Raw genomic sequence first — 23,439 nt, 5'->3', positions numbered from 1 at the left:
AGTAACGGGGTGCTTTAGTTAAATATTCGATTTACAAAATATCAAACATAAAAACAGAGTTGATTCTACACATTTTGTAGATTAACTCTGTTTTTATGTTTTAACAGCAACAATCTTTTAGAAAACAGCCTTTGCTAAAGACCCTGTTAGTCTAATAAAAACATATTTAATCAATCAAATGGATCTTTGCGATTTTCTTTTCATATTGGAATCTGTAATTAATATCAACACTAAGATTATAAGGCATATTCCAAGTAAAATTGCACCTAGCATACTTACTCCCATTCCTTCAAATCCCCTAATTACCTTCAAACCAACAAAATGCGTTATGATACTTAGATTTACAAGAATCAATGGAGGAACATATATATTTCTCTTGTTCTTGATTGCCCAAAACAATCCCCAAATACTTAGTAATGAAATAGAAATAGGCAAATAGATAAACAGAACGGAAGCAAACAAATCTAACCCCCCTGACATTTATGTTTTATCTTATAATATGTACCTTAACACAAATTCCCTTAATTTAACTATCTTGCTCCGTTAGCCTAAGAACGTTCCTAAATTGAGACAAATTTTTCGGTCCGTATTAAGTCACTTAAGTATATTACCAAAACTAGGTATAACTTCATACAAGTTTTTTGAAAATAGCCTTATGTTTTTATAGCAACAACAACATTTTCAAGGAATCACAAATATTACTCTGCAAAAAAATCAATTTTTATAGTAGAATTTTCATATAGAGGAGAGGTAGTTAATGGAAAAGTATATTTTTAACTGGAAAACAGCGTTGTTAATAGGGGTTTTACTCCTTATAGGAGGATGCAGTTCCAAGAGCAACGCAGTATATGAAGAATCCATTCAAAAAGGGTTGGACGCCATCGCTGAAGATAACTTTAGTAAAGCTGAAGGACTTTTTGAAATGGCAACAAAGGCGAAAGAAAAGGATCCAAAGGCAAAAGCTTTATTAAATCAAGTGCAATTGATATTAAAATCAGATGATTTAATGAAAGAGAATAAAATAGACGAAGCCTTAAAATCGCTTGAGCAGTCGATAGAAGTCGAAGAAGGCTCTAAGGTAATTGTATCTAAAGCACGAGACAAAAAAGAAGTATTGCTCTCACATCAGAAAGGCCAAACTCACTACAATACGTTATTAACAGATGCCAAGAATTTAACCCAATCTGGCGACTATCAAAAAGCCAATGGAAAGCTAGATGAATTATTGAAAGCTGATTTATCTCAATTCGCATCGATCAAGGATGAAGCTACAAAATTAAAAGAGTCTAACAATACGATTATTAGAAATGCCGAAGTTGCACAAGCACAAAAGAATGCACAGGCACAACAGAATGCTCAAGCACAAAAGAATGCACAGGCACAGAATGCTCAAGCACAAAAGGTGGCACAGGCACAAAAGGAAGCTCAAGCGAAGGTTGCTGCAGCCGAAAAAGAGGCTAAGAAAGACATTCAACCGAATACACTTTCAGCGGACGATGTAGTTGTCCATTATTCCATTCTGGCGAATGGAGAATTGGAACTTCTTTCTCAATCCATAATACTGAAAGTCGGACAAAGATTAGTCCTTACAAGGGATGATCATAACAAGATATCCGAACGGACGATGTTTAGTAGTGACGGCGTAATTGATACATTTCATAATACAAATGGATTTATAGCAATAGCACCAGGCACTACAGATATATCGATATTACCTGGCGATGATTGGGATAGATCTAAGGTGATAACTGTAACTGTAATTAATTAAAATGCCATCATTCACTTTTTGCTATTAAAAATTACGATATAAGGAGATTTACAGGATGAAGATTTATAACTTCAAAGCGGTAACGATGGTTCTCATAGCTTCACTATTGATCCTTGGAGGGTGCAGTTCAAAAACAGACGAATTATATCAAGAGTCCATCCAAAAAGGGCTGGATGCAATCGCAGATGATCAATTCAGCAAAGCCGAAGGACTGTTCGAGGTAGCATTAGAAACGAAGGAAGACGATGTTTCAGCGAAGGCTTATTTAAACCAGGTACAATTGATTTTAAAAGCAGATAAATCAGTGGAACAAAATAATATAGCTGAAGCTGTTAAATTACTTGATGAATCAATAAAAATCGAAGAAGGATCGAAAGTAATTTCCTCCAAATCGCAAGATAAAAAAGATACACTAATCGCATTTCAGGAAAATGAAAAGAAGTACAATGCTCTGTTAACAGAAGCGAAGAATTTATCTCAATCAGGCAACTATCAAAATTCTAACGGGAAACTTGATGAACTTTCGAAAGCGGATTTAACCCATTTCGCTTCTATCAAAGATGAATCTTCTAATTTAAGAACTTCTAACGATGAAGCCATAAAGAATGCCGAAATTGCACAAGCAAAAAAAGAAGCTGAGATCGCACAAGCAAAAAAAGAGTCTGAAATTACACGAGCAAAACAAGAAGCTGAAATAGCACGAGTAAAACAAGAAGCTGAAAAAAAGGTCGCTGCAGCCAAAGCATCAGCTCCGTTTGAATGGGCTCCAGGCGTAAAAGACACCTTCGAAAAAGCAATGGTTGAAGCGGAATACGTGGATTCGCGCGACAACATTATCTACAAAAAAGAGGGCGTTACTGATAACGAAGGTTTTTACAGCGTATACACTATGCGCGATGGCGAAGAAGCATATGTCGTGGTTGTTAACGTAAAAACAGGTTGGTACCACGGATGAGTAATTTCATATTCTAAAACATCCTAACAGCCAAAAACAAAAAGAGAGTCGGTTCCATAACTAGGACCTGCTCTCTTTTTTATGTAAATCGTCAGAGCAAGGACCTTGTATAAGAAAACGTTCAATAACACTTCTCATTCAGTTTTTTGAAGTGTTATACTCTCCTCATTGCCATCTACGACAACCACAAAAGCAAGTTCAGAATCATCGAACGCTGAATAGGAACATCCATTACCGCAACTTTTCTTAAACGCATTCCCTTCTAAAACGCCATTATCTGATAAATATGTACTTCCACCAGAAGATGAGGATTTATAGTGTACCTGGTTTCCAATTTCCTTCTTCAATAGATTCTCCATATTGTTCCCTTTGTATTTTGCAACATAAGAGCCTTCAGCTAGTTTCCCATTTTCATTTACATTTACTGTTACAGCCCAACTGTTATTTTCTCCTATGAATGTTGCTGAAGTTTCCTTATTGCCAGCCCAAAATGCATCAACTGAATAATAAGAAATTAAGACCAATGCCAATATAAGTACAATTGTAGAAAGTAATTTTGTTTTTCTCGATTTCATAAATACCTCTCCCAAAACTAGTTTCCTTGTTATTTCTATAGGGGAGATGACAATCCCTTCTTTTACCAAAAATACTCGTTAGATTAATAAACAATCTTTTAGAAAGGCTGTTTTCTCAAAGATTGCTGCCTCTGGCTTGGATATCTTCTTCAACTAGAGCACCCGTTAGCACAATGATAGTTGAACTATATAATATTTACGGAAATTATTATTGATAATACAATAAGTATTAACATAATCCTGATTTTACTTTCCTTCGACGTAGTTAACGCTGAAAAGATTCCTCCTAAAATCATTAAAGGAATACCAATTATTCTAATTATGCTTACGGCAAATAACATACCTAAATGTGTAAAGAAAAACCCTATTACTATAAATCCAATTGTAAAAATAAAATGGCGCGACCTAAAATCATTAATTGCGGATTTTTTATCGTCGGTATTCATTTTTAAATAACCTCTAACAACCATAAACGCTGGTATTCCCCAAACAATCATAAAGATCACTACGGACATTGTACCTATAATCAATAGTTCCACCCCTATACAGCAATACAATATTACCATAAAAAATCATACACTTCCTCGACTATTCTGCACCGTTAGTTGAATAGTAACAATCTTTTCGAAAACAGCCTTTTTTAAATAACATTTTAACCGCAAATCACAAGTCATTTTTTATAGCAAAGCCAACATAGAGCCTTTTATTATAGGTATAACGAAGTGTTTAAAAATGAGAGCAGTATTTAAATAACATACATAAATTAATAATAATATTATGTAAACTTGAAACGAATGGTAACGTTGTTTATGATAGTAAGGGAAGATCTAAAGAAAGTTTTGGTGAATGTATGCGGAAAAAGATGCTCATTATTGGAGCAACAGCTTTATTATTAACGGGCTGTAAAAATGAAACATCGGCAGAGGTGTTTGATACGAAAAAGACCGATGTGAAATCGGAAAAGGCTGTGACGAAGCAGCAAGAAAAAGTGGTACCGGAAGTTAAAGTAGTTGGTGAGAATGGAATCGGTGCAGGGATTATTGTAAAAAAAGAGGACGCTAAGCTTTATATTTTGACAAATGGTGCGCTTGTAGCATCAAAGCCGGCTGCACTTGTACAATTTAATAATGATAAATTAATGGAAGCCGAAGTGCATTATATTTCAACAGCTTATAATATCGCCATTTTAGAAGTAGCATATGACGCATCGGTAAAGTTGCCGACCGTCTATAATGGTGAATTAAATCAGTTAGCTGTTTATGTTAATAGCTTACCGCACATCATTAAAAAATATAGTGACAAGGTAGCAGCTTATTACATAGATGCAGAACAAAATACACTTATTGGGAGCCCCGTCCTAGAAGCAGAGAATGGTAAACTTGCGGGCATCTATTTTAAACGCAAGCAAAACGGGACTTCACAGCCGTTTATATTGCCATATAAAGATATTGCGCAGTTATTGGATGAATGGGTCGCAGGTAATATGAAGACAAGTGATCGATTATCTCAATCAAAAAACCTATACCCGTATATAGAACAGCGTGATCAAGAAGCAGTACAGCAAGCGGTTGATCAATTCGGAAAGAATATTTTTGCCTATAATGTCGATGAGATCAAACTGTTTTTAGATACTTTTTTTAAGCATTTAAAAGCGGCAGTTGATATTCAAGATGCTAGCGTTATGAAGCCTTATGTAGGAGGAGACGATTTACAAAGCACATTGGATAATATGGTGGCGTATTATGCATCCAAACAAGCGAAAATACGTTTTAACAATACGTCAATTAAAAACATTAGCATGGATGGGCAAAATATTGTTGTTCGTGCCAAAATAGAATATGTATTAACAAATTCTGCTGGTCAAGAGGCACTTGCTAACTCTATGATGGTATATGAAATAAATAAAAATGAACAGGGCGAATATCAGCTTATTCGTCTAATAACTGAGGAGTGAAAAGTTGGATGGAGCAAGCAAGACAAATGCTACAACATCATTTTGGCTATGATTCATTTCGCAATGGACAAGAACCAATTATTGAACAAACATTACGAGGTCAATCAAGTCTTTGTGTGATGCCAACTGGCGGAGGTAAATCAATTTGCTATCAAATTCCGGCGCTCATGCTAGATGGCCTAACAGTCGTCATCTCTCCTTTAATTTCTCTTATGCAAGATCAGGTAGAAGCATTACGTGCTGCAAATATCCCGGCTGCGTATATAAATAGTACCTTAACCGTGCAAGAAGTGAATGAAACGATGCAGTTAGCGAGTGCAGGTTATTTAAAGCTGCTTTATATAGCGCCAGAGCGATTAGAGAGTGCAACATTTTTACAGGTATTATCGAATTTATCAGTACCGTTGCTTGCTGTAGACGAAGCGCACTGTATATCCCAATGGGGGCATGATTTTAGACCAAGCTACCGTGCAATTCAAAAATTATTTACATTGTGGCCGCAAAAGCCAACTGTCTTAGCACTTACAGCAACAGCTACACCAGCTGTGTGCGATGATATTAGACAATTATTGGGGATTGATGAGCATTCAACAGTAATTACAGGGTTTTCACGTGATAATTTAGCATTCTCTGTGTTAATCGGTGAAAACAAAGAGCGCTACATTAAAAATTATTTAATGAAAAATAAAAATGAAGCGGGCATTATTTATGCGGCGACCCGAAAGGCTGTAGACGCAATCTATGAGCTATTAAGTCGTTCGGGCGAAGCGGTGGCCAAATACCATGCGGGATTGTCAGAGGACATGCGTATGACAGAGCAGGAACGCTTTTTAAAAGACGAGGCGCGCATTATGGTAGCTACCAATGCATTTGGCATGGGTATTGATAAAAGTAATGTACGCTTTGTTATCCATTATCAAATGCCGCGCAATATGGAGAGCTATTATCAGGAAGCGGGGCGTGCAGGACGGGATGGCTTGCCAAGTGCCTGTATTTTGCTTTATGCATCAGGTGATGTTCAAACACAGCGCTTTTTAATTGAACAGACGCAGGATGAAACAAGAATTGCCCAGGAATTGGCAAAGCTACAAACGATGGTTGATTATTGTCATACAGAAGGCTGCCTACAAAATGCGATCTTAACGTATTTTGCTGACGAAGCAGGGGAGCCTTGTAGTCGTTGTAGTAATTGTAATGATGGCCGAGAAGTTAAAGATGTGACCGTAGATGCACAAAAGGTATTAGCTTGTGTTGTAAGGATGGGGCAAAAATTCGGTAAGACGATGGTGGCCCAAGTGTTGATTGGTTCCAAAAATCAAAAGGTCACTGAATTTGGTTTTACAAGGCTGTCGACTTACGGCATTTTAAAAGGTCAATATTCTTCAAAGGATGTTTCAACCTTTATTGAATTTTTAATTGCAGAGGGCGTACTTGCCGTTAAACATGGCACGTTTCCGACCATTTATGTCTCAGAGGAAGGCAAAGAAGTATTAATGGGGAATCGACAGGTCATGAGAAAAGAAGCTGTTACTGTACGTAAGCTTGTAGACAATGATCCGTTATTCGAGCATTTACGATTATTACGTAAAGAGATTGCAGATGAAGAAAAGGTACCACCATTTGTTGTGTTCTCTGATAAAACATTACGTGATTTATGTGATAAAAAACCGACTGAGCTTGAAGAATTAAGACATGTTAGTGGAATTGGTGAAGTAAAATTCGAAAAATATGGGTATCGTTTCTTCGATGCTCTTCAGTCTTTTTTGAAAGCAACATGATATAGGAGAAAAGGGAAGTGCTACATTCACAAGAATTAGGCACTTCCTTTTTACAACCCACTATTTTTCCCAAAGCTCGATCAATCGACCTTCAGGATCCTTAATCCAAATAAACTTTCCGAATTCGCTGACTTCTTTTTCTCTTTCAAGAGGTACGCCAATATGTTCAAGATGGTTAATAGTCTCGTTTAGATCATATACTTGGAAATTTAACATCACTTGTTGTTGTGTTGGAAAATAACTGTCATTTCCGCTAAAGAATGAAAAGATCGTCTCATTTCCTAATTGCGGTTTAATTACAGTCCCATTCCAATCTTCTATGTCCATCTTCAACACTTCACCGTACCACTTTTTGATAACATCAAGATTGTTAGTTCTCCAAAATATTCCTCCAAAACCTTTTATCATCGTATTTAACCCCTGTCTGCTTTAAATTTTTTACTTCCTTCTTGAACGATAGCGCTCGAATAGTTCTAGTACAATTTTTCACATCGACTATTTGGGTGGGCTACTTCATGTAAAACGATCGTTAGTTGAAGGATTTGATTTCATACTTATAAGATATACTATTATCTAGAATTGATAATATATCGTCTAAGTCAAAAAGCTGTTCTATGTAGTGTACACCTGCTGAATAGTTATTTTCGATTAACTTATTCCCTAATATCGAGGCAACATTACCTGTTATCTCGGTATTATTTGAGCCAAATAAAACAGATTCAATAGTTCCTTCTTTTCCCTCGATTTCCCCATGTACTTCCGCTTTTATTAAATAATCATTTGAGCCAATGTTTAATTTATCAAAAATATGCAAAGCTCCCACAAATATATTTTTTAAAATATTTATAAAGAATTTATATTTTAATAGCTTAAAAGCTCCCAACTTTTTCAGTATCGCTATCTCTTTTGTTGTAAAGGCCGAGTCATAAAAGAAGCGAGAAGATACATTTTCTAAATGAAGCGTTTTAGTGAGAATATGTTGGTCGGCCAGATTAAATCTATAAGCAATCCTTTTCCCATATTTATTAGGTAACTCTACATATTTTCCATCGGTAAAACTACTTACATACTTATTTTGACCATTTTCAAATATTGAATAATTATTATTTATATTATTTAGCAACCATTGAACTCCGTCATTTCCGTGCTTTTCACCAATCCCAAGCATTAGATAAGTGTCCGTACTGTTAACTTTAGTAACCTGATTGACTAATTTTTTGACCATCAAATTTGATAAACCTGGAGCTAAACCTACACCCAATACTAAAGTTGATCCCTCTTCAAGTGCTTTACTATGTAAACTTTCAATTTTTGATAAGATAGAATAGGAAGGAGAAATATCTATATAATGAACTTTATTTTGTATACACATTTCAACGAAATTAGTGTCTTTTTGGTCAAGGCACATTATTACTAACTGGGTGTGTGTAAATACTTCATGGGATGCCTCCAAATTATAAATGTCTAGTTTCAACGGCAGAACTTTGTCATTCATAGACAAAGAAAATCTTTTTGCCTTTTCAAAATTTCTACCAGCCGCGATAACTTTTCCAGGATAAATTTGGGATAAATTTTTACAGATCACGCTACCAACTTGACCATAACCGCCGACTACTAAAATATTTTTCACTAGAAAACCCACTTTCTCATAGTTAAATAAAAAATACCGTATCACGATACTATCAATAATTGTTCTTCAACTCTTCGAACGTTAAGTAAATTTTTCTTTCTTTATCTTAACATAAATATCCATTTATCCTTTGTGATGGGCACCGAAAACGGAACCATTAAAAAAAACCATTTGGGCTTATCAAGATCCAAACATACTGTCATTTTTTAGTTGCTATTTAGGGGGAACTATGTTTTTGGCTTTTTTTGTGTTTAAAGATTTTTCTGAAGGTATTCCCAGTAGAACCAAAACAAAAGAACCCGGAATTAATATTCCGGGTTTGATTCTCACTTACTTAAAGTGCTCCATGACACACTGCCTCGCTTCCGCATTTACGCTTTAGCTTCATTCAGTTTTGATGGTCCTTCTGAGTTACCGGTCAGCCCCACTCATCGGGTTAACCCTCCTTGTCATTGGATTTGAAGTGAAATCTTTAATAGTATAGGTCATTTATTATTTTTTATACACGACTATTGCAAAGTAGTGAATTTGTAGGACAATGCAAAAAAAGAACCCGGAATATGAATATTCCGGGCATGATTCTCACTTACTCAAAGTGCTCCATGACACACTGCCTCGCTTCCGCATTATGCTTTAGCTTCATTCAGTTTTGATGGTCCTTCTGAGTTACCGGTCAGCCCCACTCATCGGGTTAACCCTCCTTGTCATTGGATTTGAAGTGAAATCTTAAATAGTATAGACCGTTCATTGTTTTTTATACACGTTCATTAAAAAAAGAAAAAAACCATTTTGAAAAGCATTCGTCAATCAAAATAGAATTTTCTATAAGTTATTTCTCCCAATGTTCAGTAATGAACTGATCTCTGCCAGAAAGCGCTCGGTCTTTCTGATAATGCTCCGACTCTTTTTTATAAAAGTCTTGATGATAATCTTCTGCAGGGTAGAAGGGCTTGGCATCGCGAATTGTGGTTACAATAGGTTTATCAAAGCGACCACTGTTTGCTAGCTTTTCCTTGGAAGCTTCTGCAATGCGCTTTTGTTCATCAGAATAGGTGAAGATTGCTGTCGTATAAGATTCACCACGGTCATGAAATTGACCATAAGCATCCGTTGGGTCGATTTGCATCCAGTAAATATCAAGCAGCTGCTCATAACTAAAAATGCTAGGGTCGAATTCTATTTCGACTACTTCTAAATGGCCAGAAGTCCCTTTTTTTACATCCTCATAAGTAGGATTGTCTAAATGGCCACCCATGTAGCCTGAAGTAACCTTATGTATACCGTCCCACTCAACAAATGGCTTTACCATACACCAAAAACAACCGCCAGCAAACGTAGCTTTCTCGATCATGTTCATCATCCTTTCTTTCGTGAAAATATTATAGCATTATTTTGTTCATTACTGGCAAATTAGGTGTAAAATAACCTATAAGTAGTTGTTGATAGGATTCGTAACATCATATAAAATGAACCTTTCGTTATGTGAAATCGTTACATTACTATAAAAAATAGAGGAGTAAACAGGTATGGAAGAGCAAGATTATTCAAGACGCTCGCAACGTCCAAAAAAACGTCGCTTGCGTAAAGGGAGAGCATTCTTCACATTGCTATTACTTTGTGTCATTGTCATTGCAGGTTATTCTGTTATGCAATATCGCAGTGGACTAGAATTGGCAAGTGATACAAAAGTAGTCCAAGAAAATTTCAAAGGTGATCCTGTAAAAGGTGATGTTGAAAACTATTTATTATTAGGAATCGATACTCGTGGTGAAGAAAAATCACGTACAGATACAATGATGGTATTATCTTGGAATAAGAAAACAAATGATATTAAGCTCGTGTCATTAATGCGAGATATTTATGCAGATATTCCAGGTTATAAATCCTATAAGCTTAATACGGCTTACTATTTAGATGGTGTTCAATTATTAAAAGATACGATTGGCAATATGTTTGGCCTACCAATTCATCATTATGCCATTATCGATTTTAAAAATTTTGAATCTCTTGTAGATATTTTAGCGCCAAATGGAGTTGAAATTAATGTAGATAAGGATATGTCCGAAAAAATTGGTGTTTCATTAAAACAAGGTGTTCATAACTTAAATGGTAAAGAATTACTTGGTTTTGCCCGATTCCGACACGATGAAAAAGGAGATTTTGGTCGAGTAGAACGTCAGCAAAAGGTGATTGAAGCGTTAAAAAATGAAGTTTTATCACCCCAAAATATTTTGAACTTACCAAAATTCGTCGGTGCAGCACAAGGCTATGTAACAACGGACTATTCATCAGCAGGTGAGATTCAACAAGTGCTGAAAATGGTGTCGAAAGGTAAAGTTAAAATAGAAAAAGCAACGATTCCAATCGAAGGTAGTTATAGGTTCCAAAGCATTAGTGGTGTTGGTGATTCAATTATTGTTGATGTAGAGAAAAACAAAGAATTTTTACGTAATTTTTTAGGCATTTCCCTAGAGTGATTTTTCGCAAAATCCAACATTATCCTGTACTATAGGGATATAGGATTTGTATTGAGGTGAGTAGATGGAAAAAGAGAGGCCAAGAGAGCGTTCGAATTTCTTTTCAACGAAATTCATTCGCTTTTTAGGTGGTAAAAACTTATTTTTTACACTGATTATTTTATTATTACTAGCGTGCGTTATTTTTATGTTCCAAAAAGTTTCCTTTATATTTACCCCGCTAAAAGTTTTATTTGAGGTAGTTATTCTACCAGGGGTACTTGCCAGTATTGGTTATTATTTATTACGTCCAATAGTAGGGCTTTTTGAAAGATGGCGGATCTCAAGAGTTTGGGGTATCTTCCTTCTATATATCATTCTGATTGGCATAATAACGTTATTAGTAGTATTAGTCTATCCGTTTTTGCGAGACCAATTTACTAATTTAGCACAGGAATTTCCGGGATATTTTATGGCGTTAACGCAAAATATTGCTGATTATCTCAATAATTCACGCTTTAATGAATACCTAGATAAAATAAATTTAAACTACGATGCAATGGTGAAGAATTTTACTACGGATATCGTGGAGACAGTTAAAAACACAGCTGCGAATTTAGCTCAAGGCGTGGCATCTGGTATTACTGGCTTCGTTTCAACGTTAACAGGAATTGTTTTATCATTAGTTACAGTACCGTTTATTTTATTTTACTTACTTAAAGATGGTGAAAAACTACCGAGCTTTATTTTAAAAATGTGCCCACCACGTATGCGTAAAGAAGTGCACGAAATTTTCCATGACATGGACAAGCAAATTAGTTCTTATATTCAAGGACAAATTTTAGTGTCAATGTGCATAGGTGCCATGGTGACAATTGGCTTTTTAATTATCGGTATGAAATATGCTTTATTGCTTGGATTCCTTGCCATGATTACGAGTGTTGTTCCTTACTTAGGGCCAGTTATCGCCATTACACCAGCGGTTATTATCGCACTTGTCACATCGCCATTCATGCTTATTAAGCTAGCCATTGTATGGACGGTCGTTCAGTTAATTGAAGGGAAATTCATTTCTCCACAAATTATGGGTAAATCACTAAGTATCCATCCAATTACAATAATTTTCGTTTTATTGACGGCAGGTTCTTTATTTGGCGTTCCAGGTGTCATTTTAGGGATTCCGGGCTATGCCATTATTAAAGTGCTTGTGACACATTTATTTAAGTTATTTAAACAGCGTTATAATCGTTACGAGGATGAGAGTCATCAAAAATATGATGTGTAATGAAGAGACAGCTACTGCGAATGTGCAGTAGCTGTTTTTTATTAAAATTGCACAATACCGATAAGAATGAGGTCTCAATATGTTAACTTTGGGTCGCAAGGAGGGAACAGAAACTGAATTTCGTGCCGATTAATTTACAAGAGAGAAATTAGCTAAATTCCAAGATCACTGGTCTCCAAAGGTACTTGCGGAAATGAATGATCATCAATTTTAGCTAGTCAAATTACAAGGGGATTTTGTTTCGCATTAACATGATGATACAGAAGTTTGGAAAAGTAATTTTGAAGGAAAGGGAAATGTTTGTTGAGCCTAAAGGTGTTAAGATACTGGAAACAGCAGAAATGATGTTTGGATTTAACTTTTCATTATGATAAATTAATATACGCAACATAAACCCTTCCAACCGTTAAAGTTAGAAGGGTTTATGTTGTTTATATGATTTTTTTTGTGGCGTAACATCATCTGATCAAATAGTTTCAAAGAATTACTTAACATTGAAATGGAGGCTACATATTTTGAAACTGGAAAGGTTATTATCTATTATTATTATTCTGCTGAACCGTCGAAAGGTACAGGCTAAGGACCTAGCAGAGCAATTTGAGGTATCCATTCGGACGATATACCGAGATATTGACTCCCTTAATGCAGCTGGCATCCCAATCGTCACCTATCAAGGAACAAACGGTGGCATTGGTTTGTCAGAAGGTTACCGTTTGGATCGAAATTTGCTAACAAATGACGAGCTTGCTACCATTGTTACCGCTCTTCGCAGTATCTCCACTTCATACGGCAAAGAGCAAAACCAACGACTTGTGGAAAAAATAAATAGTGTCGTACTACCTGCACATGAAGAAGAATTTCAACATAAGACAAATCGCGTACTAATCGATTACTCTCCTTGGGAAGGTATTGAACGTCTCCGTCCGAAATTACAACTATTAGACGAAGCAATAGATAGTTGTGTATTAGTGTACTTCACCTATTCGAATGCAGAAGGTGAAGTTTCCAAGCGAATAGTAGAGCCGCATATGCTCAGGCTTAAAGGAAGACAATGGTATTTATAAGCTTTTTGTCTAGAGAAAAAAGAGTTTCGCCTTTTTAAACTAAAAAGAATGAAAGGACTCGAGGTAGATCGTGAAAGAAACTTCATTCGTCGAGATCCTGCTACTGAGAAGCAGGTCGAAAGCAAACGCAAATTAATGCCATCCGATGTACCAGAAGTTGTCCTTCGATTCCGAGATGAAGCTCGGTATTTAGCAGAAGAATGGTTTGGAATTGAAGAACTTTTGCCAGCTGAGGATGGTAGTTGGCTAGTGAAAAAGGCGTATCCAGAAAATGAATGGCTCTATAGCTTCATTCTTAGCCTGGGACATCATGTAGAGGTGCTTGAGCCTCAACATTTGCGGGAAATCATAGCTAATCGCGCGAAAAAAATAGCGATCATTTACAAAAATGACAAAGCAACCTGACAATCAGTTGTCAGGTTTATTGTTTTATACTGGTTTTATTCTATAATAAGGAGAATGATTTAGGATGAAACAGAACGAAGAAAAAAGTATGACTGAATGGACTCAAGTATCGTCTGAAGACAACATTACTACGGAACGAATCGAACCTAGCAGATTTGAGGTATTATCCCCCTTCACGTTAGCTGGAATTAGTGCAGTTACAACAAATGAAGCCGAACAAACGCAAGATGGCAAAATTGGTCAGTTATTTGAAAAGTTCCATTCTCTAAATATTGGTAAAAAGTTAGGTGTTGATATACAAGAAGATGGTCATTATAGCTGTTACTTCAACTATGAACAGGGGTATGCAGGACTTTATGAAGTAATGGTCAGCGTTCATATTAAGGAAGAATTACAACTTCAAAACCTAGAAATGATAAACACATTTACTGTACCTGCTGCAAAATACGCTGTATTCGTCACAGAACGTGGACCAATTATAGAGATGGTTCAGCGTACTTGGGCTGATATTTGGCAATGGTCTCAACAGCCAGGCAATAACCGAGCATTCACAGGTGATTTTGAATATTATAGCAAGGATATTAATCCAGAGGACGGACAAGCAGAAATTTATATTTCAATAAAATAGGTATCATGTTGAATCGCTAAATCTGTCCGAGTTAGCATCTAGAGATATTTATTATTTTAAAAAAGGAATGAATACTATGAGTGCAATTGAAAATAGTAAGGTTGAGGAAGTATTCAAACAGTATCCAAAACACATTCAGTCGAAACTTTTGATTCTTCGCCAGTTAATTTTGGATACGGCATTAGAGACAGAAAGTGTAGATCATATGGAAGAAACGTTAAAATGGGGAGAGCCTAGTTATATCACAAAAAAAGGGAGTACAATTAGAATAGGATGGAAACAATCACGTCCAGATCAATACGCCATGTATTTTAACTGTAATACGAAGCTAATAGATACGTTTAAAGAGGTATATAGAGATGTATTCAACTATGAAGGTAATCGAGCGATTGTATTTGATGAAAATGACGAAATACCAGTAAATGAAATAAAACAGTGTATTGCATTGGCACTTACATATCATACTCGAAAGCATCTTCCAATGCTTGGTTTATAATGAATAGATGTTTAACATTTTATATGAAATTAATTTACTTAACCCCTTCCGACCATAAAAGTTAGAAGGGGTTGCATGTTGTTTAGATAATTATTTTTGTGGTGCTACTTGCACTTGTGCTAAACGATATCAACAGTTGCCTGTAAAAAATTCTTTCGATTGTACGAAAGAGCTGCATCTCATCCTAATTCACGTATGCCGTTCAATATGGCGTTCTGAGAATGGCTGCAAAAAGGTAAGCAGGAAAGAATAAAAAATACAACGACAATTACATAAAATACTAAAATGAAGGGTAGAAGCTTACCACATATTTGTCGATAAGGTAACCGGAGAAGATTTTATCCTCCGTAGTATTGAGTAGAAAAAATAATACTGGACTATTCGTTCCGGAAATAGTATATTATTCATATTCAAAGGAGGAATTTACCATCGGACGTTCAAAAGAGTTTGACAAGGAGCACGTACTCCATAAGGCAATGTTAGTATTTTGGGAAAAAGGCTACGATGCAACAAGTATTCCGGATTTGTTAGAAGCTATGGAGTTAAGCAGATCAAGTTTGTACGAAACTTTTACGGACAAACAGACACTTTATGTTGAGGCAATACACCAATACAAAAAATTCAATCAAAATAAACGCAATTTTTTGGTAAATGCGCCATCTGCAAAAGTTGGAATACGACAGTATTTTGATAAGCATATAACTCAAGCATTTGATGATGAATTGCCCAAGGGATGCTTGATTACAAACGCAAGCATTGGCTTGGATTCACCGGATGAACAACTACGTAAATTGATACGAGATAGTTTTGAGGAATTAGAACAGTCTTTCTATGAACTATTAAGTAAAGGACAGCAAATGGGAGAAATTGACCCAAAGAAAGATATAAAGGCTCTATCACATCTATTGCTTAACCTTAATCATAGTATCAAAGTAGTATCCAAGGTGAAAAACAATAAAAAAATTATTTATGACATGATGAATACTGTCATAGAGATGATATAGACAAATTTTTTTACGTTTTCCGGAACGATCATTCCGGAAAATGCGACCTAAAAAAAGTGAGGGAGAATTTCTATGAGTTCAATCGCAAAACCGAAAATGGAGAAACCAGTTTCATCGTGGATTATGCTTGTTCTGGCTATAGCTTGTGGCGTGATTGTTGCTAATCTCTATTATGCGCAGCCTTTAGTAGGACCCATCAGTTCTACACTAGAATTATCTTCCGGAGCAGCGGGCCTTATCGTGACGCTGACTCAAATTGGGTACGGAATCGGATTGTTATTGATCGTTCCTTTGGGAGATATCCTTGAAAACCGGAAACTTGTTGTTACTTTATTGCTCTTCACTGCAGTCGTGTTGGCGATTGCTGCAGTAGTCAAAAGCGCTACGCTACTCCTTGCAGCTTCACTGTTTATCGGGTTAGGCTCAGTAGCAGCTCAGGTACTTGTACCGTATGCAGCTCATCTTTCACCCGATGCCACACGCGGCCGAAATGTTGGTAATGTTATGAGTGGTTTGTTACTTGGTATTATGCTCGCCCGTCCTATTTCAAGTATTGCGGCGGAGTATATGGGCTGGCGCGCTATATTTGTCTTTTCGGCTGCAATAATTTTTGTTCTGGCTCTTGTATTAGGTAAGTTATTGCCTCCAAGGCAGCCAATGACAACAACACAATATCCAATACTGCTGAAATCTATGCTTCATTTACTTAAAACGACACCAGTCTTACAACGTAGAGCAATTTATCACTTTTGTGTGTTTGGAACTTTTAGTTTGTTCTGGACAACTGTTCCTATGTTATTGACCGGTCCAATTTTTAATTTTTCCCAAAAGGAAGTGGCACTGTACGCATTGGTTGGGGTGTCTGGGGCGGTAGCTGCACCTGTGGCAGGCCGTTTTGCTGATAAAGGTTGGGTTCGACCAGCAACCGGATTCGCTTTAGCTTTAGTTATTATTTCTGTAATTTTTCCCCTTATGATCCAAAGTGGCTCGACGTTATCATTAGTAATCTTGGTTATTTCCGCCATTCTTTTAGATATGGGGGTTTCTGCTAATCTGGTGCTTGGTCAACGTGCTATTTTCTCATTAGGAGCAGAATTTCGAAGCAGACTTAATGGTTTATACATGGCCATATTTTTTGCTGGCGGTGCTATAGGTTCTGCGACAGGAGGATGGGCATATGCCGTGTTTGGCTGGAAAGCGGCATTAGTGATTGGAATAGCTTTACCGACCATGGCGATGATTTATTATGCGACGGAGAAAAAGTAATGGAACTACTGGTGTTGATAGTTGAAAAATGATGCTACACAATAATAATGGGTCGTAGATGAAAAAAAGACCAGTTTATGATAATGGGTTCTGTTTTTGAGTACAAAACATAAAAACACAATAAAAAGGATTTCAAAACGAAATAATTTGGATATCCTTTTTTATTGATTTGTAGCGGCTTTTTAACAATTTTCATACGAATTAAAATAGGTACATAATTTTCGCTTTCTAAGACATTTACCATCCAAAATTATATAATATAGTAAATGAAATTTTTGGTATTAAGCACCTCTCAACATTAAAAGATAAAGTGGTAGTTGTTATGAAGGAATGTTTACGAGCCTTGAGGGATTTCAAATCGTATTACTAGCATTGATTTTACGCGTAAGTTTTCTAGTCTTTAGTACCAGGATCCATGAAGGAACCATTAAAGAGAAATAAACAAAAATGAATATGTTTTAAGGTGGTGTATCAATGAGAAATGTAAAAGACGCTGCGGCCATAGCTTTGACTATCATGATTATCAAGTTAGTATTCAGACTGATTCCACCTTATACGAGGCTCGATAGACTCGAAAACGGCATCTGGGTTGAACTTGGAATTATTTTAATTGCTTACATAGTTTTATTTGTGATCGTTTACCTAATACTTATAGTAAAAAGAAGGAATAAGTAAAAAGATGTAGAACGTTAACTTTTGATTATTTTGACTATAAATGAACCTATTTATAAAGGAGATTTTTATGGGATATATAAAAGATATACGTAAAGAAGTTGGAACTAGACCATTAATTATGTGCGGTGCTTGTGTTTTAGTCATTAATAATCATCAACAGGTTTTATTACAGCTTCGAATAGATAATGAGTGTTGGGGGTTAATTGGGGGCTCAATGGAACTAGGTGAAACATTAGAGCAAGTTGCACATCGAGAATTATTGGAGGAAACAGGACTTACAGCTAAAAATCTAACATTAATCAATACGTATTCGGGACAAAAATTTTATTATCAATATCCGCACGGTGATGAAGTATATAACGTTGTTACAGCGTTTGAATGTAAAGAATATAATGGCTTACTTATTCATGATCAAGAAGAGGCAACAATGCTACAGTTTTTCTCATTAAATGATTTACCTAAAAATATTAGTCCGCCTGATATACCCATACTTGAAGATTACATAGTCAACTATAGCAAAAACCCTTCTAACCATTAAAGGTAGAAGGGTTTCATATTGTTCACATAATTATTTTTGTGGTGTCACTTGTACTTGTGCTAAACGTTCAACAGCTTCTTGTAACAATTCTTTCGGTTGTACTAAAGCTAAACGTAAGTATCCTTGTCCAGCTGAACCAAATACAGTACCAGGGACTGTCACGATACCAGCTTGTTCAATTATTTTAAAGGCAAGCTCTACGCAGTCAATATCGTATGGATATTTTGCCCAGACAAACATACCACCGTCAGAAGGGGCTGCATCCCATCCTAAATCACGTAAGCCGTTCATTAATGTTTTATGGCGTTCTGAGAATGTTGCACGTAGGCCTGCTGTAATTTCCTCTGCGTTATCAAGCGCTACGACCGCAGCGTCTTGAATTGGCTCGAAAATACCGAAATCTAAATTTGATTTTAATTGTTTCAAGATTGCAATCATCTCGGCGTTACCAGCGATATAAGCGATACGTGTACCTGCTAGGCTAAAGCTTTTCGATAAAGAGTTAATTTCCATTCCAACTTCTTTTGCGCCAGGCGTAGATAGGAAGCTAATCGGGCCATCACCTGTAAAGTAGAACTCAGAGTATGCCGCATCATGTAGCACGATGATGTTATATTTTTTCGCAAACGCAATGACTTTTTCAAAATAGGCTAATGAAGGCATTGCAGGAACAGGATTACCTGGTAAGTTTAAAATTAGTAGTTTTGCTTTTTGTGCAATATCTTCAGGAACAGCATCTAAGTCTGGTAAATAATCGTTGTCGGCTGTTTGAGGCATATAGTAAGGAGTTGCCCCTGCTAAATGAATTCCTGCATCATAGGCAACGTACGCTGGGTTTGTGGATAAGACGATATCGCCTGGATCGCAAAAGGCGATTGGTAAATGTACTAACCCTTCTTGGGAGCCGATTGTTTGAATGATTTCAGAAGCGGGATCTAAATCAACATTGCTACGACGTTTATAATAGCGACTAACGGCTTCATAAAAACGTTGTGTGCCGGTTAATGTATATCCGTAAGATTCAGCTAAACCCGCTCTATGCGATAAATGCTCGCGAATTTTAGCGTCTGGGGGAAGGTCTGGGCTACCTAGGCTCAAATCAATCATTTTCATGCCTTTCGCTTCTTGTTGTTTAGCATGATTTTTTAAATCTCCGAAAATTGCTGGTTTAAATAATGACATTTTTTTAGATGGTACGATTTTCAAAACTAGTACACTCCTTATAGTTGTATAACAGAATAGTAGTTCACATTTTATCATACTAAAGAACATAAAGGGAAAGTTATTCTGAAAAAAGAATATATTTCTATATTAAAGAAGATGTGTGCGTAGGCTAGCGGAAATGATTTACCTATTGCTAGAAATAATAATATTAACAGAAAAAATGTTATGATTCTGCTATCATAAAAGGAAAGGAGCTGGAAGTCATGAATGTTTATTCTTTAAGTGGTCCAAGTGGAACAGGGAAAAGTACAAGTGCCCTTGTTTTCGCTCATAAAATCGGGGTAGACGCTCTTATTGATGATGGTCTTCTTATTGTCAATGGTGTGAAAGTAGCGGGTATCTCCGCAAAATTTGAGAAAAATACGATTACTGCTGTTCGTCGAGCTATTTTTACAGACGATGCACACCGTGAGGAAGTAAAAAAAGCACTTGATACATATAAGGTACAGTCGATTTTACTAATCGGCACATCCGATAAGATGACAAAAACGATCGCTCGTCAGTTAGAGCTTGGCGCAATCGATCAATATTACTATGTCGAGGATGTACGTTCTCAAAAAGAGATTGCAAAAGCGCGCTTTATTCGACAGACACAAGGTAAGCATGTAATGCCAATACCGTACCGTCAAGTCGAGCAAAATTTTTTTAAACGTCTTGTTCAAAAGGGGATGGAGATTTTCTCTCCAAAGCGTGAAAAAATAGGGGAGACGACGATAGTTCGCCCTGATTTTCAACAGGAGTATATAGATATTAGTCGGCATGTTTATGTGCAGCTTTTAACGTTTTGCTGTGCAAAGCAAGATATTGTACAGAAAGTAGAGCACGTACAATTCATATTAGGGGATATGGCGCAAGCAACGATTACATTACAGCTAAAGCTACCTATTAATTATTCTTTACCAGATCGCTTATACACATTACAAAAAACGATACAAATGGAATTTCTACAGCATTTTGGTTATGAATTAGATGCAATCCATCTCCACATTAAGTCAGTTGTGTTAAAGCGAAAATCCTAAAAAACAGGTACTCCATTCGCGAGAGGGGCGAGCAGAGTACCTGTTTTCTATTTTGATTGGCGGGTAAATTGTGGTTGACGCTTTTCTACAAAGGCACGGCAACCTTCTGCAAAATCCTTTCCGACAAACGGTGTTGAACCTTGCCATAATGTTGGAACACTGTCCACGCATTCTTGAACAGATTGCTTCACAGCTAATAAAGATTCAGGTGACATTCCTGCAACAAGCTTACCCATGCGAATCATGTATTTATTTAAGTCTTTTTCTGTTACTAAATAGTTAAGCATGCCTAACTTGAAGGCTTCTTCAGCTTTAAACATACGCCCCGTAAATACTAAATCCTTCGTAGTAGAAGGGCCAACAAGTTGAACTAAACGCTGTGCAAATTTGTTATTTAAAGTGATACCTAATTTACCAACAGGGATACCGAGCTTTGCTTTTTCAGAGCCAATGCGGATATCACAAGCTAATGCAAGCTCTAAACCAGCACCCATTGCAGGGCCATTAATGACGCCAATCGTTGGTATTGGTAAACGTTCAATGGTGGAAATCGTTTTTTCCATATGTACAAATGCTTCTTCGGCTTTTTCAAGAGAGATAGCGTTGAATTCTTTAATATCAGAACCTGCCGTAAAGTTTTCGCCAGAGCCACGTAAAATCAACACTTTATTTTTCGGATTATCCAATACTTGTAGAGCAATTTTAGCTAATTGATCCCACATATTTGCTGTTAATGCGTTTTTAGCCTGTGGGCGATGGATTGTAATAATTGCTAGCCCAGCTGTTTCCTGATAAATAATTTTTGCGTCTTCTGCTTCAAGTCGAGTTGTTTTTACTTGCATACTTGAAAAGCCCCCTACATTTTATAGTTGATACACTTATTATATAACACAAACAACAATAAACACTAAATTATACGAATTTTCATGTAAATCAGCTTTGTTATACAAGAATTCAGTCATTTTAAAGAAATTGTACTACAACAGGAAAAAGGGATATTACTATTGTAAGAAAACAAAAGGTATGAGACACTGCTACAGAAACATTTGTTTCGATCACTGAAAGCCGTGAAGTGTATGAATACTACAGATTAACCGACATTATAATTTATAAAATTATTTATAAACGTACGCGCCCAAAATATAGTAAACTAAAGATACAACACGCACAGTTATATAAGGGGGGTAGCCAGATGGTCGCATTAAAAGAAGCATGGAATAGCTATGTATTATTTTTAAATTCTTTAAAGAAAAGCGCTGCTACTAAAAAGCAATACAATATAGATGGGCAGCAATTACTAACATTTGCTCATGAAAATAACTTCTTAAATGTAGATCATCAATTGAAAGAATTATTATTTGTGTATAGTAATTATTTGAAAGAGACCTATGCCAATGTCAACACGTTTAATCATAAAATTGCAACATTACGAGGCTTTGTAGACTTTGTCTTTTTAAGAGAGTGGGTTGAGCCTTTTGACTATGAGACCATTTTACAGCCAAAAAAGAGGCAAAAAGAGGCTTTGACATTACTGACAACTAAACAATTGATGCAAATTGCAAATGTTTGGCCAACCTATTTTCAATACGCTAAAACCTTGGAGCATGCATGGCTAGCTAGACGTAATGGCTGTATCGTCCAAATGCTTATGGAAACTGGATGTAAACCAGCAGAGCTTGTACGTATGAAATGGTCTCATATTAACTTCGACTCAGCGATGATATATATTTCTAACCAAAATGGGCGTAGAGAAATAAAACTTTCTCCGCTGTTAAAGGGTATGCTAATGAATTATAAAGAAGCGACAGAGGAATTACACAAAGAAAAAATGGGAGAGTGGATTTGGGTTAGCGAAGCTAGTCAATCAAAATCAATCTCAACGAAAACAATTGAGCGAATTTTCCAAACGTTGTCAAAGGAGATAGGCACAAATGTTAGAGCTACGGATTTGCGCTACACCGTTATGCAAAAGGCATTCCAAAGTGAAAAAACAATTGAAAATATTCAAGAAAAAATGGGCTATGTCCGAAAGTGGGTGCTAACAGAAAGACAGGGGCGTTTTGAATAAAATTGTTGTTTATAAAAAAGATTAGAATAGTTTTTCTCCTTTATTGAATTGTTATCGAGAGTATCAATAATTTCTTAGATTCTTAATCAGAACAGTCAATTTATTTTCTAATAATGAACAAATAAAAGCGTTTCTACAATAGTAACGCTTTTTTCTAATGGAACATGTTACATACAAAAGAGACATTGTGTTTTTTATGACTTTTGCAGAAATACAATTATACCTTCTGATCAGGTGGGATTAATTGTTAAAAAGAGTAGGTAGGAACAAAAAACCTATATTTACTAAAGAAAGACTAAATCAATATAGATTGAACAAGGTAACAGAAAAAATACATGCAAAATATAAAATAAAATTTGAAGGGGGTTGCCAAACCAAAGTGGAAAGCACACAAGCAAATTGATTTATCAAATACCTTTTTTGAAATCAAATTATCGTCTTTGTCTTGTTATAAATGGGCGGGATTAATAGTCTGAATTATAGAAATTTAAAAGATTTCTATAATTAAAAGACTTAGAAAATTCCTATATCTCACTTGATAATCTAAAATTTTTTATGCTTACAATATGTTATTTTGACGTCTCTATTAACAAATTTAATAGGAGTTCATTCTATTATTAATATAAAAAAAACCTGAATGTATTATTATTC

23 protein-coding genes are annotated in these 23,439 nt (G+C 36.0%); 16 read left to right on the top strand and 7 right to left on the bottom strand.

Annotation, left to right across the window (positions count from 1 at the left end):
• Positions 1–757 precede the first annotated feature (757 nt).
• Together MOK21_RS20360 and MOK21_RS20355 are read left to right on the top strand one after the other, a co-directional pair.
• Positions 758–1,768: a hypothetical protein gene (locus MOK21_RS20360; protein WP_249075783.1), complete on the top strand. Its 1,011-nt coding sequence runs from the start codon at positions 758–760 to the stop codon at positions 1,766–1,768.
• Positions 1,769–1,823: 55 nt separating this feature from the next.
• The gene (locus MOK21_RS20355; protein ID WP_249075782.1) at positions 1,824–2,723 is read left to right on the top strand and encodes a cell division site-positioning protein MapZ family protein; all 900 of its coding nucleotides are present in this window, start codon (positions 1,824–1,826) and stop codon (positions 2,721–2,723) included.
• A gap of 134 nt (positions 2,724–2,857) precedes the next feature.
• Here MOK21_RS20355 and MOK21_RS20350 read toward each other — a convergent pair whose 3' ends face one another.
• Positions 2,858–3,298: a hypothetical protein gene (locus tag MOK21_RS20350; RefSeq protein WP_249075781.1), complete on the bottom strand. Its 441-nt coding sequence runs from the start codon at positions 3,296–3,298 to the stop codon at positions 2,858–2,860.
• Between the two features lie 185 nt (positions 3,299–3,483).
• Positions 3,484–3,828 (bottom strand): hypothetical protein, encoded by a 345-nt coding sequence (locus tag MOK21_RS20345; protein ID WP_249075780.1) that lies wholly within the window; start codon positions 3,826–3,828, stop codon positions 3,484–3,486.
• Between the two features lie 320 nt (positions 3,829–4,148).
• Here MOK21_RS20345 and MOK21_RS20340 point away from each other — a divergent pair, with 320 nt between their 5' ends.
• The gene (locus MOK21_RS20340; RefSeq protein ID WP_249075779.1) at positions 4,149–5,252 is read left to right on the top strand and encodes a TcaA NTF2-like domain-containing protein; all 1,104 of its coding nucleotides are present in this window, start codon (positions 4,149–4,151) and stop codon (positions 5,250–5,252) included.
• An 8-nt stretch (positions 5,253–5,260) separates the two neighbouring features.
• Complete coding sequence (gene recQ / locus MOK21_RS20335; RefSeq protein ID WP_249075778.1) at positions 5,261–7,030, top strand: DNA helicase RecQ; 1,770 nt, start codon at positions 5,261–5,263, stop codon at positions 7,028–7,030.
• Positions 7,031–7,090: 60 nt separating this feature from the next.
• On the opposite strand, the gene MOK21_RS20330 is transcribed toward recQ, so the two are convergent.
• The 3 genes from MOK21_RS20330 to msrA form a co-directional block, all read right to left on the bottom strand.
• The gene (locus tag MOK21_RS20330; RefSeq protein ID WP_249075777.1) at positions 7,091–7,438 is read right to left on the bottom strand and encodes a VOC family protein; all 348 of its coding nucleotides are present in this window, start codon (positions 7,436–7,438) and stop codon (positions 7,091–7,093) included.
• A 121-nt stretch (positions 7,439–7,559) separates the two neighbouring features.
• Positions 7,560–8,660 carry a saccharopine dehydrogenase family protein gene (locus MOK21_RS20325; RefSeq protein ID WP_249075776.1) on the bottom strand — a complete coding sequence of 367 codons (1,101 nt, stop codon included), beginning with the start codon at positions 8,658–8,660 and terminating at the stop codon, positions 7,560–7,562.
• 829 nt (positions 8,661–9,489) lie between these two features.
• Positions 9,490–10,011 carry a peptide-methionine (S)-S-oxide reductase MsrA gene (msrA, locus tag MOK21_RS20320; protein ID WP_249075775.1) on the bottom strand — a complete coding sequence of 174 codons (522 nt, stop codon included), beginning with the start codon at positions 10,009–10,011 and terminating at the stop codon, positions 9,490–9,492.
• A 175-nt stretch (positions 10,012–10,186) separates the two neighbouring features.
• Between msrA and MOK21_RS20315 the strand changes: the two genes are divergently transcribed.
• From MOK21_RS20315 to MOK21_RS20280, 9 genes are all read left to right on the top strand, one after another.
• Positions 10,187–11,137, top strand: a complete 951-nt coding sequence (locus MOK21_RS20315) for an LCP family protein (RefSeq protein ID WP_249075774.1) — start codon at positions 10,187–10,189, stop codon at positions 11,135–11,137.
• Between the two features lie 64 nt (positions 11,138–11,201).
• Positions 11,202–12,401 (top strand): AI-2E family transporter, encoded by a 1,200-nt coding sequence (locus MOK21_RS20310; RefSeq protein WP_249075773.1) that lies wholly within the window; start codon positions 11,202–11,204, stop codon positions 12,399–12,401.
• A 515-nt stretch (positions 12,402–12,916) separates the two neighbouring features.
• Positions 12,917–13,465 carry a helix-turn-helix transcriptional regulator gene (locus MOK21_RS23930; RefSeq protein ID WP_308221946.1) on the top strand — a complete coding sequence of 183 codons (549 nt, stop codon included), beginning with the start codon at positions 12,917–12,919 and terminating at the stop codon, positions 13,463–13,465.
• A gap of 48 nt (positions 13,466–13,513) precedes the next feature.
• Positions 13,514–13,870: a WYL domain-containing protein gene (locus MOK21_RS23925; RefSeq protein ID WP_483869395.1), complete on the top strand. Its 357-nt coding sequence runs from the start codon at positions 13,514–13,516 to the stop codon at positions 13,868–13,870.
• A gap of 64 nt (positions 13,871–13,934) precedes the next feature.
• The gene (locus MOK21_RS20300; protein WP_249075772.1) at positions 13,935–14,498 is read left to right on the top strand and encodes a GyrI-like domain-containing protein; all 564 of its coding nucleotides are present in this window, start codon (positions 13,935–13,937) and stop codon (positions 14,496–14,498) included.
• A 76-nt stretch (positions 14,499–14,574) separates the two neighbouring features.
• Complete coding sequence (locus MOK21_RS20295) at positions 14,575–14,994, top strand: DUF1801 domain-containing protein (RefSeq protein WP_249075771.1); 420 nt, start codon at positions 14,575–14,577, stop codon at positions 14,992–14,994.
• A 353-nt stretch (positions 14,995–15,347) separates the two neighbouring features.
• Positions 15,348–15,998 (top strand): TetR/AcrR family transcriptional regulator, encoded by a 651-nt coding sequence (locus MOK21_RS20290; RefSeq protein WP_249075770.1) that lies wholly within the window; start codon positions 15,348–15,350, stop codon positions 15,996–15,998.
• Between the two features lie 72 nt (positions 15,999–16,070).
• Entirely contained in the window at positions 16,071–17,264 is a 1,194-nt protein-coding gene (locus MOK21_RS20285) for an MFS transporter (protein WP_249075769.1), read from the top strand.
• 742 nt (positions 17,265–18,006) lie between these two features.
• Positions 18,007–18,477, top strand: a complete 471-nt coding sequence (locus MOK21_RS20280) for an NUDIX hydrolase (RefSeq protein ID WP_249075768.1) — start codon at positions 18,007–18,009, stop codon at positions 18,475–18,477.
• A gap of 30 nt (positions 18,478–18,507) precedes the next feature.
• On the opposite strand, the gene MOK21_RS20275 is transcribed toward MOK21_RS20280, so the two are convergent.
• Positions 18,508–19,683, bottom strand: a complete 1,176-nt coding sequence (locus MOK21_RS20275; protein ID WP_249075767.1) for an aminotransferase class I/II-fold pyridoxal phosphate-dependent enzyme — start codon at positions 19,681–19,683, stop codon at positions 18,508–18,510.
• A 221-nt stretch (positions 19,684–19,904) separates the two neighbouring features.
• Here MOK21_RS20275 and MOK21_RS20270 point away from each other — a divergent pair, with 221 nt between their 5' ends.
• A complete protein-coding gene (locus MOK21_RS20270) occupies positions 19,905–20,720 on the top strand; it encodes a nucleoside/nucleotide kinase family protein (RefSeq protein ID WP_249075766.1) in 816 nt (271 codons plus the stop codon).
• A 47-nt stretch (positions 20,721–20,767) separates the two neighbouring features.
• Here MOK21_RS20270 and MOK21_RS20265 read toward each other — a convergent pair whose 3' ends face one another.
• Entirely contained in the window at positions 20,768–21,562 is a 795-nt protein-coding gene (locus MOK21_RS20265; protein WP_249075765.1) for an enoyl-CoA hydratase/isomerase family protein, read from the bottom strand.
• A 350-nt stretch (positions 21,563–21,912) separates the two neighbouring features.
• Here MOK21_RS20265 and MOK21_RS20260 point away from each other — a divergent pair, with 350 nt between their 5' ends.
• Positions 21,913–22,788, top strand: coding sequence for a tyrosine-type recombinase/integrase (locus MOK21_RS20260; protein ID WP_249075764.1), 876 nt, complete (start codon positions 21,913–21,915; stop codon positions 22,786–22,788).
• Positions 22,789–23,032: 244 nt separating this feature from the next.
• Entirely contained in the window at positions 23,033–23,191 is a 159-nt protein-coding gene (locus tag MOK21_RS20255; protein WP_249075763.1) for a hypothetical protein, read from the top strand.
• The last annotated feature ends 248 nt before the right edge of the window (positions 23,192–23,439 follow it).

It is taken from the genome of Lysinibacillus sp. BPa_S21, assembly GCF_023337795.1.
In the GTDB taxonomy this organism is placed as follows: Bacteria; Bacillota; Bacilli; order Bacillales_A; family Planococcaceae; genus Lysinibacillus.
The sequence above is the reverse complement of the archived record's forward strand: the minus strand, read 5'-3'. Positions and strand labels throughout refer to the sequence as shown.

Coding starts and splice junctions, on each gene's coding strand:
- MOK21_RS23925 (WP_483869395.1), top strand. CDS start 13,514: ATGAAAGGACTCGAGGTAGATCGTGAAAGAAACTTCATTCGTCGAGAT.
- MOK21_RS20260 (WP_249075764.1), top strand. CDS start 21,913: ATGGTCGCATTAAAAGAAGCATGGAATAGCTATGTATTATTTTTAAAT.
- MOK21_RS20360 (WP_249075783.1), top strand. CDS start 758: ATGGAAAAGTATATTTTTAACTGGAAAACAGCGTTGTTAATAGGGGTT.
- MOK21_RS20355 (WP_249075782.1), top strand. CDS start 1,824: ATGAAGATTTATAACTTCAAAGCGGTAACGATGGTTCTCATAGCTTCA.
- MOK21_RS20295 (WP_249075771.1), top strand. CDS start 14,575: ATGAGTGCAATTGAAAATAGTAAGGTTGAGGAAGTATTCAAACAGTAT.
- MOK21_RS20300 (WP_249075772.1), top strand. CDS start 13,935: ATGAAACAGAACGAAGAAAAAAGTATGACTGAATGGACTCAAGTATCG.
- MOK21_RS20285 (WP_249075769.1), top strand. CDS start 16,071: ATGAGTTCAATCGCAAAACCGAAAATGGAGAAACCAGTTTCATCGTGG.
- MOK21_RS20265 (WP_249075765.1), bottom strand. CDS start 21,562: ATGCAAGTAAAAACAACTCGACTTGAAGCAGAAGACGCAAAAATTATT.
- MOK21_RS20330 (WP_249075777.1), bottom strand. CDS start 7,438: ATGATAAAAGGTTTTGGAGGAATATTTTGGAGAACTAACAATCTTGAT.
- MOK21_RS20350 (WP_249075781.1), bottom strand. CDS start 3,298: ATGAAATCGAGAAAAACAAAATTACTTTCTACAATTGTACTTATATTG.
- MOK21_RS20315 (WP_249075774.1), top strand. CDS start 10,187: ATGGAAGAGCAAGATTATTCAAGACGCTCGCAACGTCCAAAAAAACGT.
- MOK21_RS20310 (WP_249075773.1), top strand. CDS start 11,202: ATGGAAAAAGAGAGGCCAAGAGAGCGTTCGAATTTCTTTTCAACGAAA.
- MOK21_RS20340 (WP_249075779.1), top strand. CDS start 4,149: ATGCGGAAAAAGATGCTCATTATTGGAGCAACAGCTTTATTATTAACG.
- MOK21_RS20280 (WP_249075768.1), top strand. CDS start 18,007: ATGGGATATATAAAAGATATACGTAAAGAAGTTGGAACTAGACCATTA.
- msrA (WP_249075775.1), bottom strand. CDS start 10,011: ATGATCGAGAAAGCTACGTTTGCTGGCGGTTGTTTTTGGTGTATGGTA.
- MOK21_RS20270 (WP_249075766.1), top strand. CDS start 19,905: ATGAATGTTTATTCTTTAAGTGGTCCAAGTGGAACAGGGAAAAGTACA.
- recQ (WP_249075778.1), top strand. CDS start 5,261: ATGGAGCAAGCAAGACAAATGCTACAACATCATTTTGGCTATGATTCA.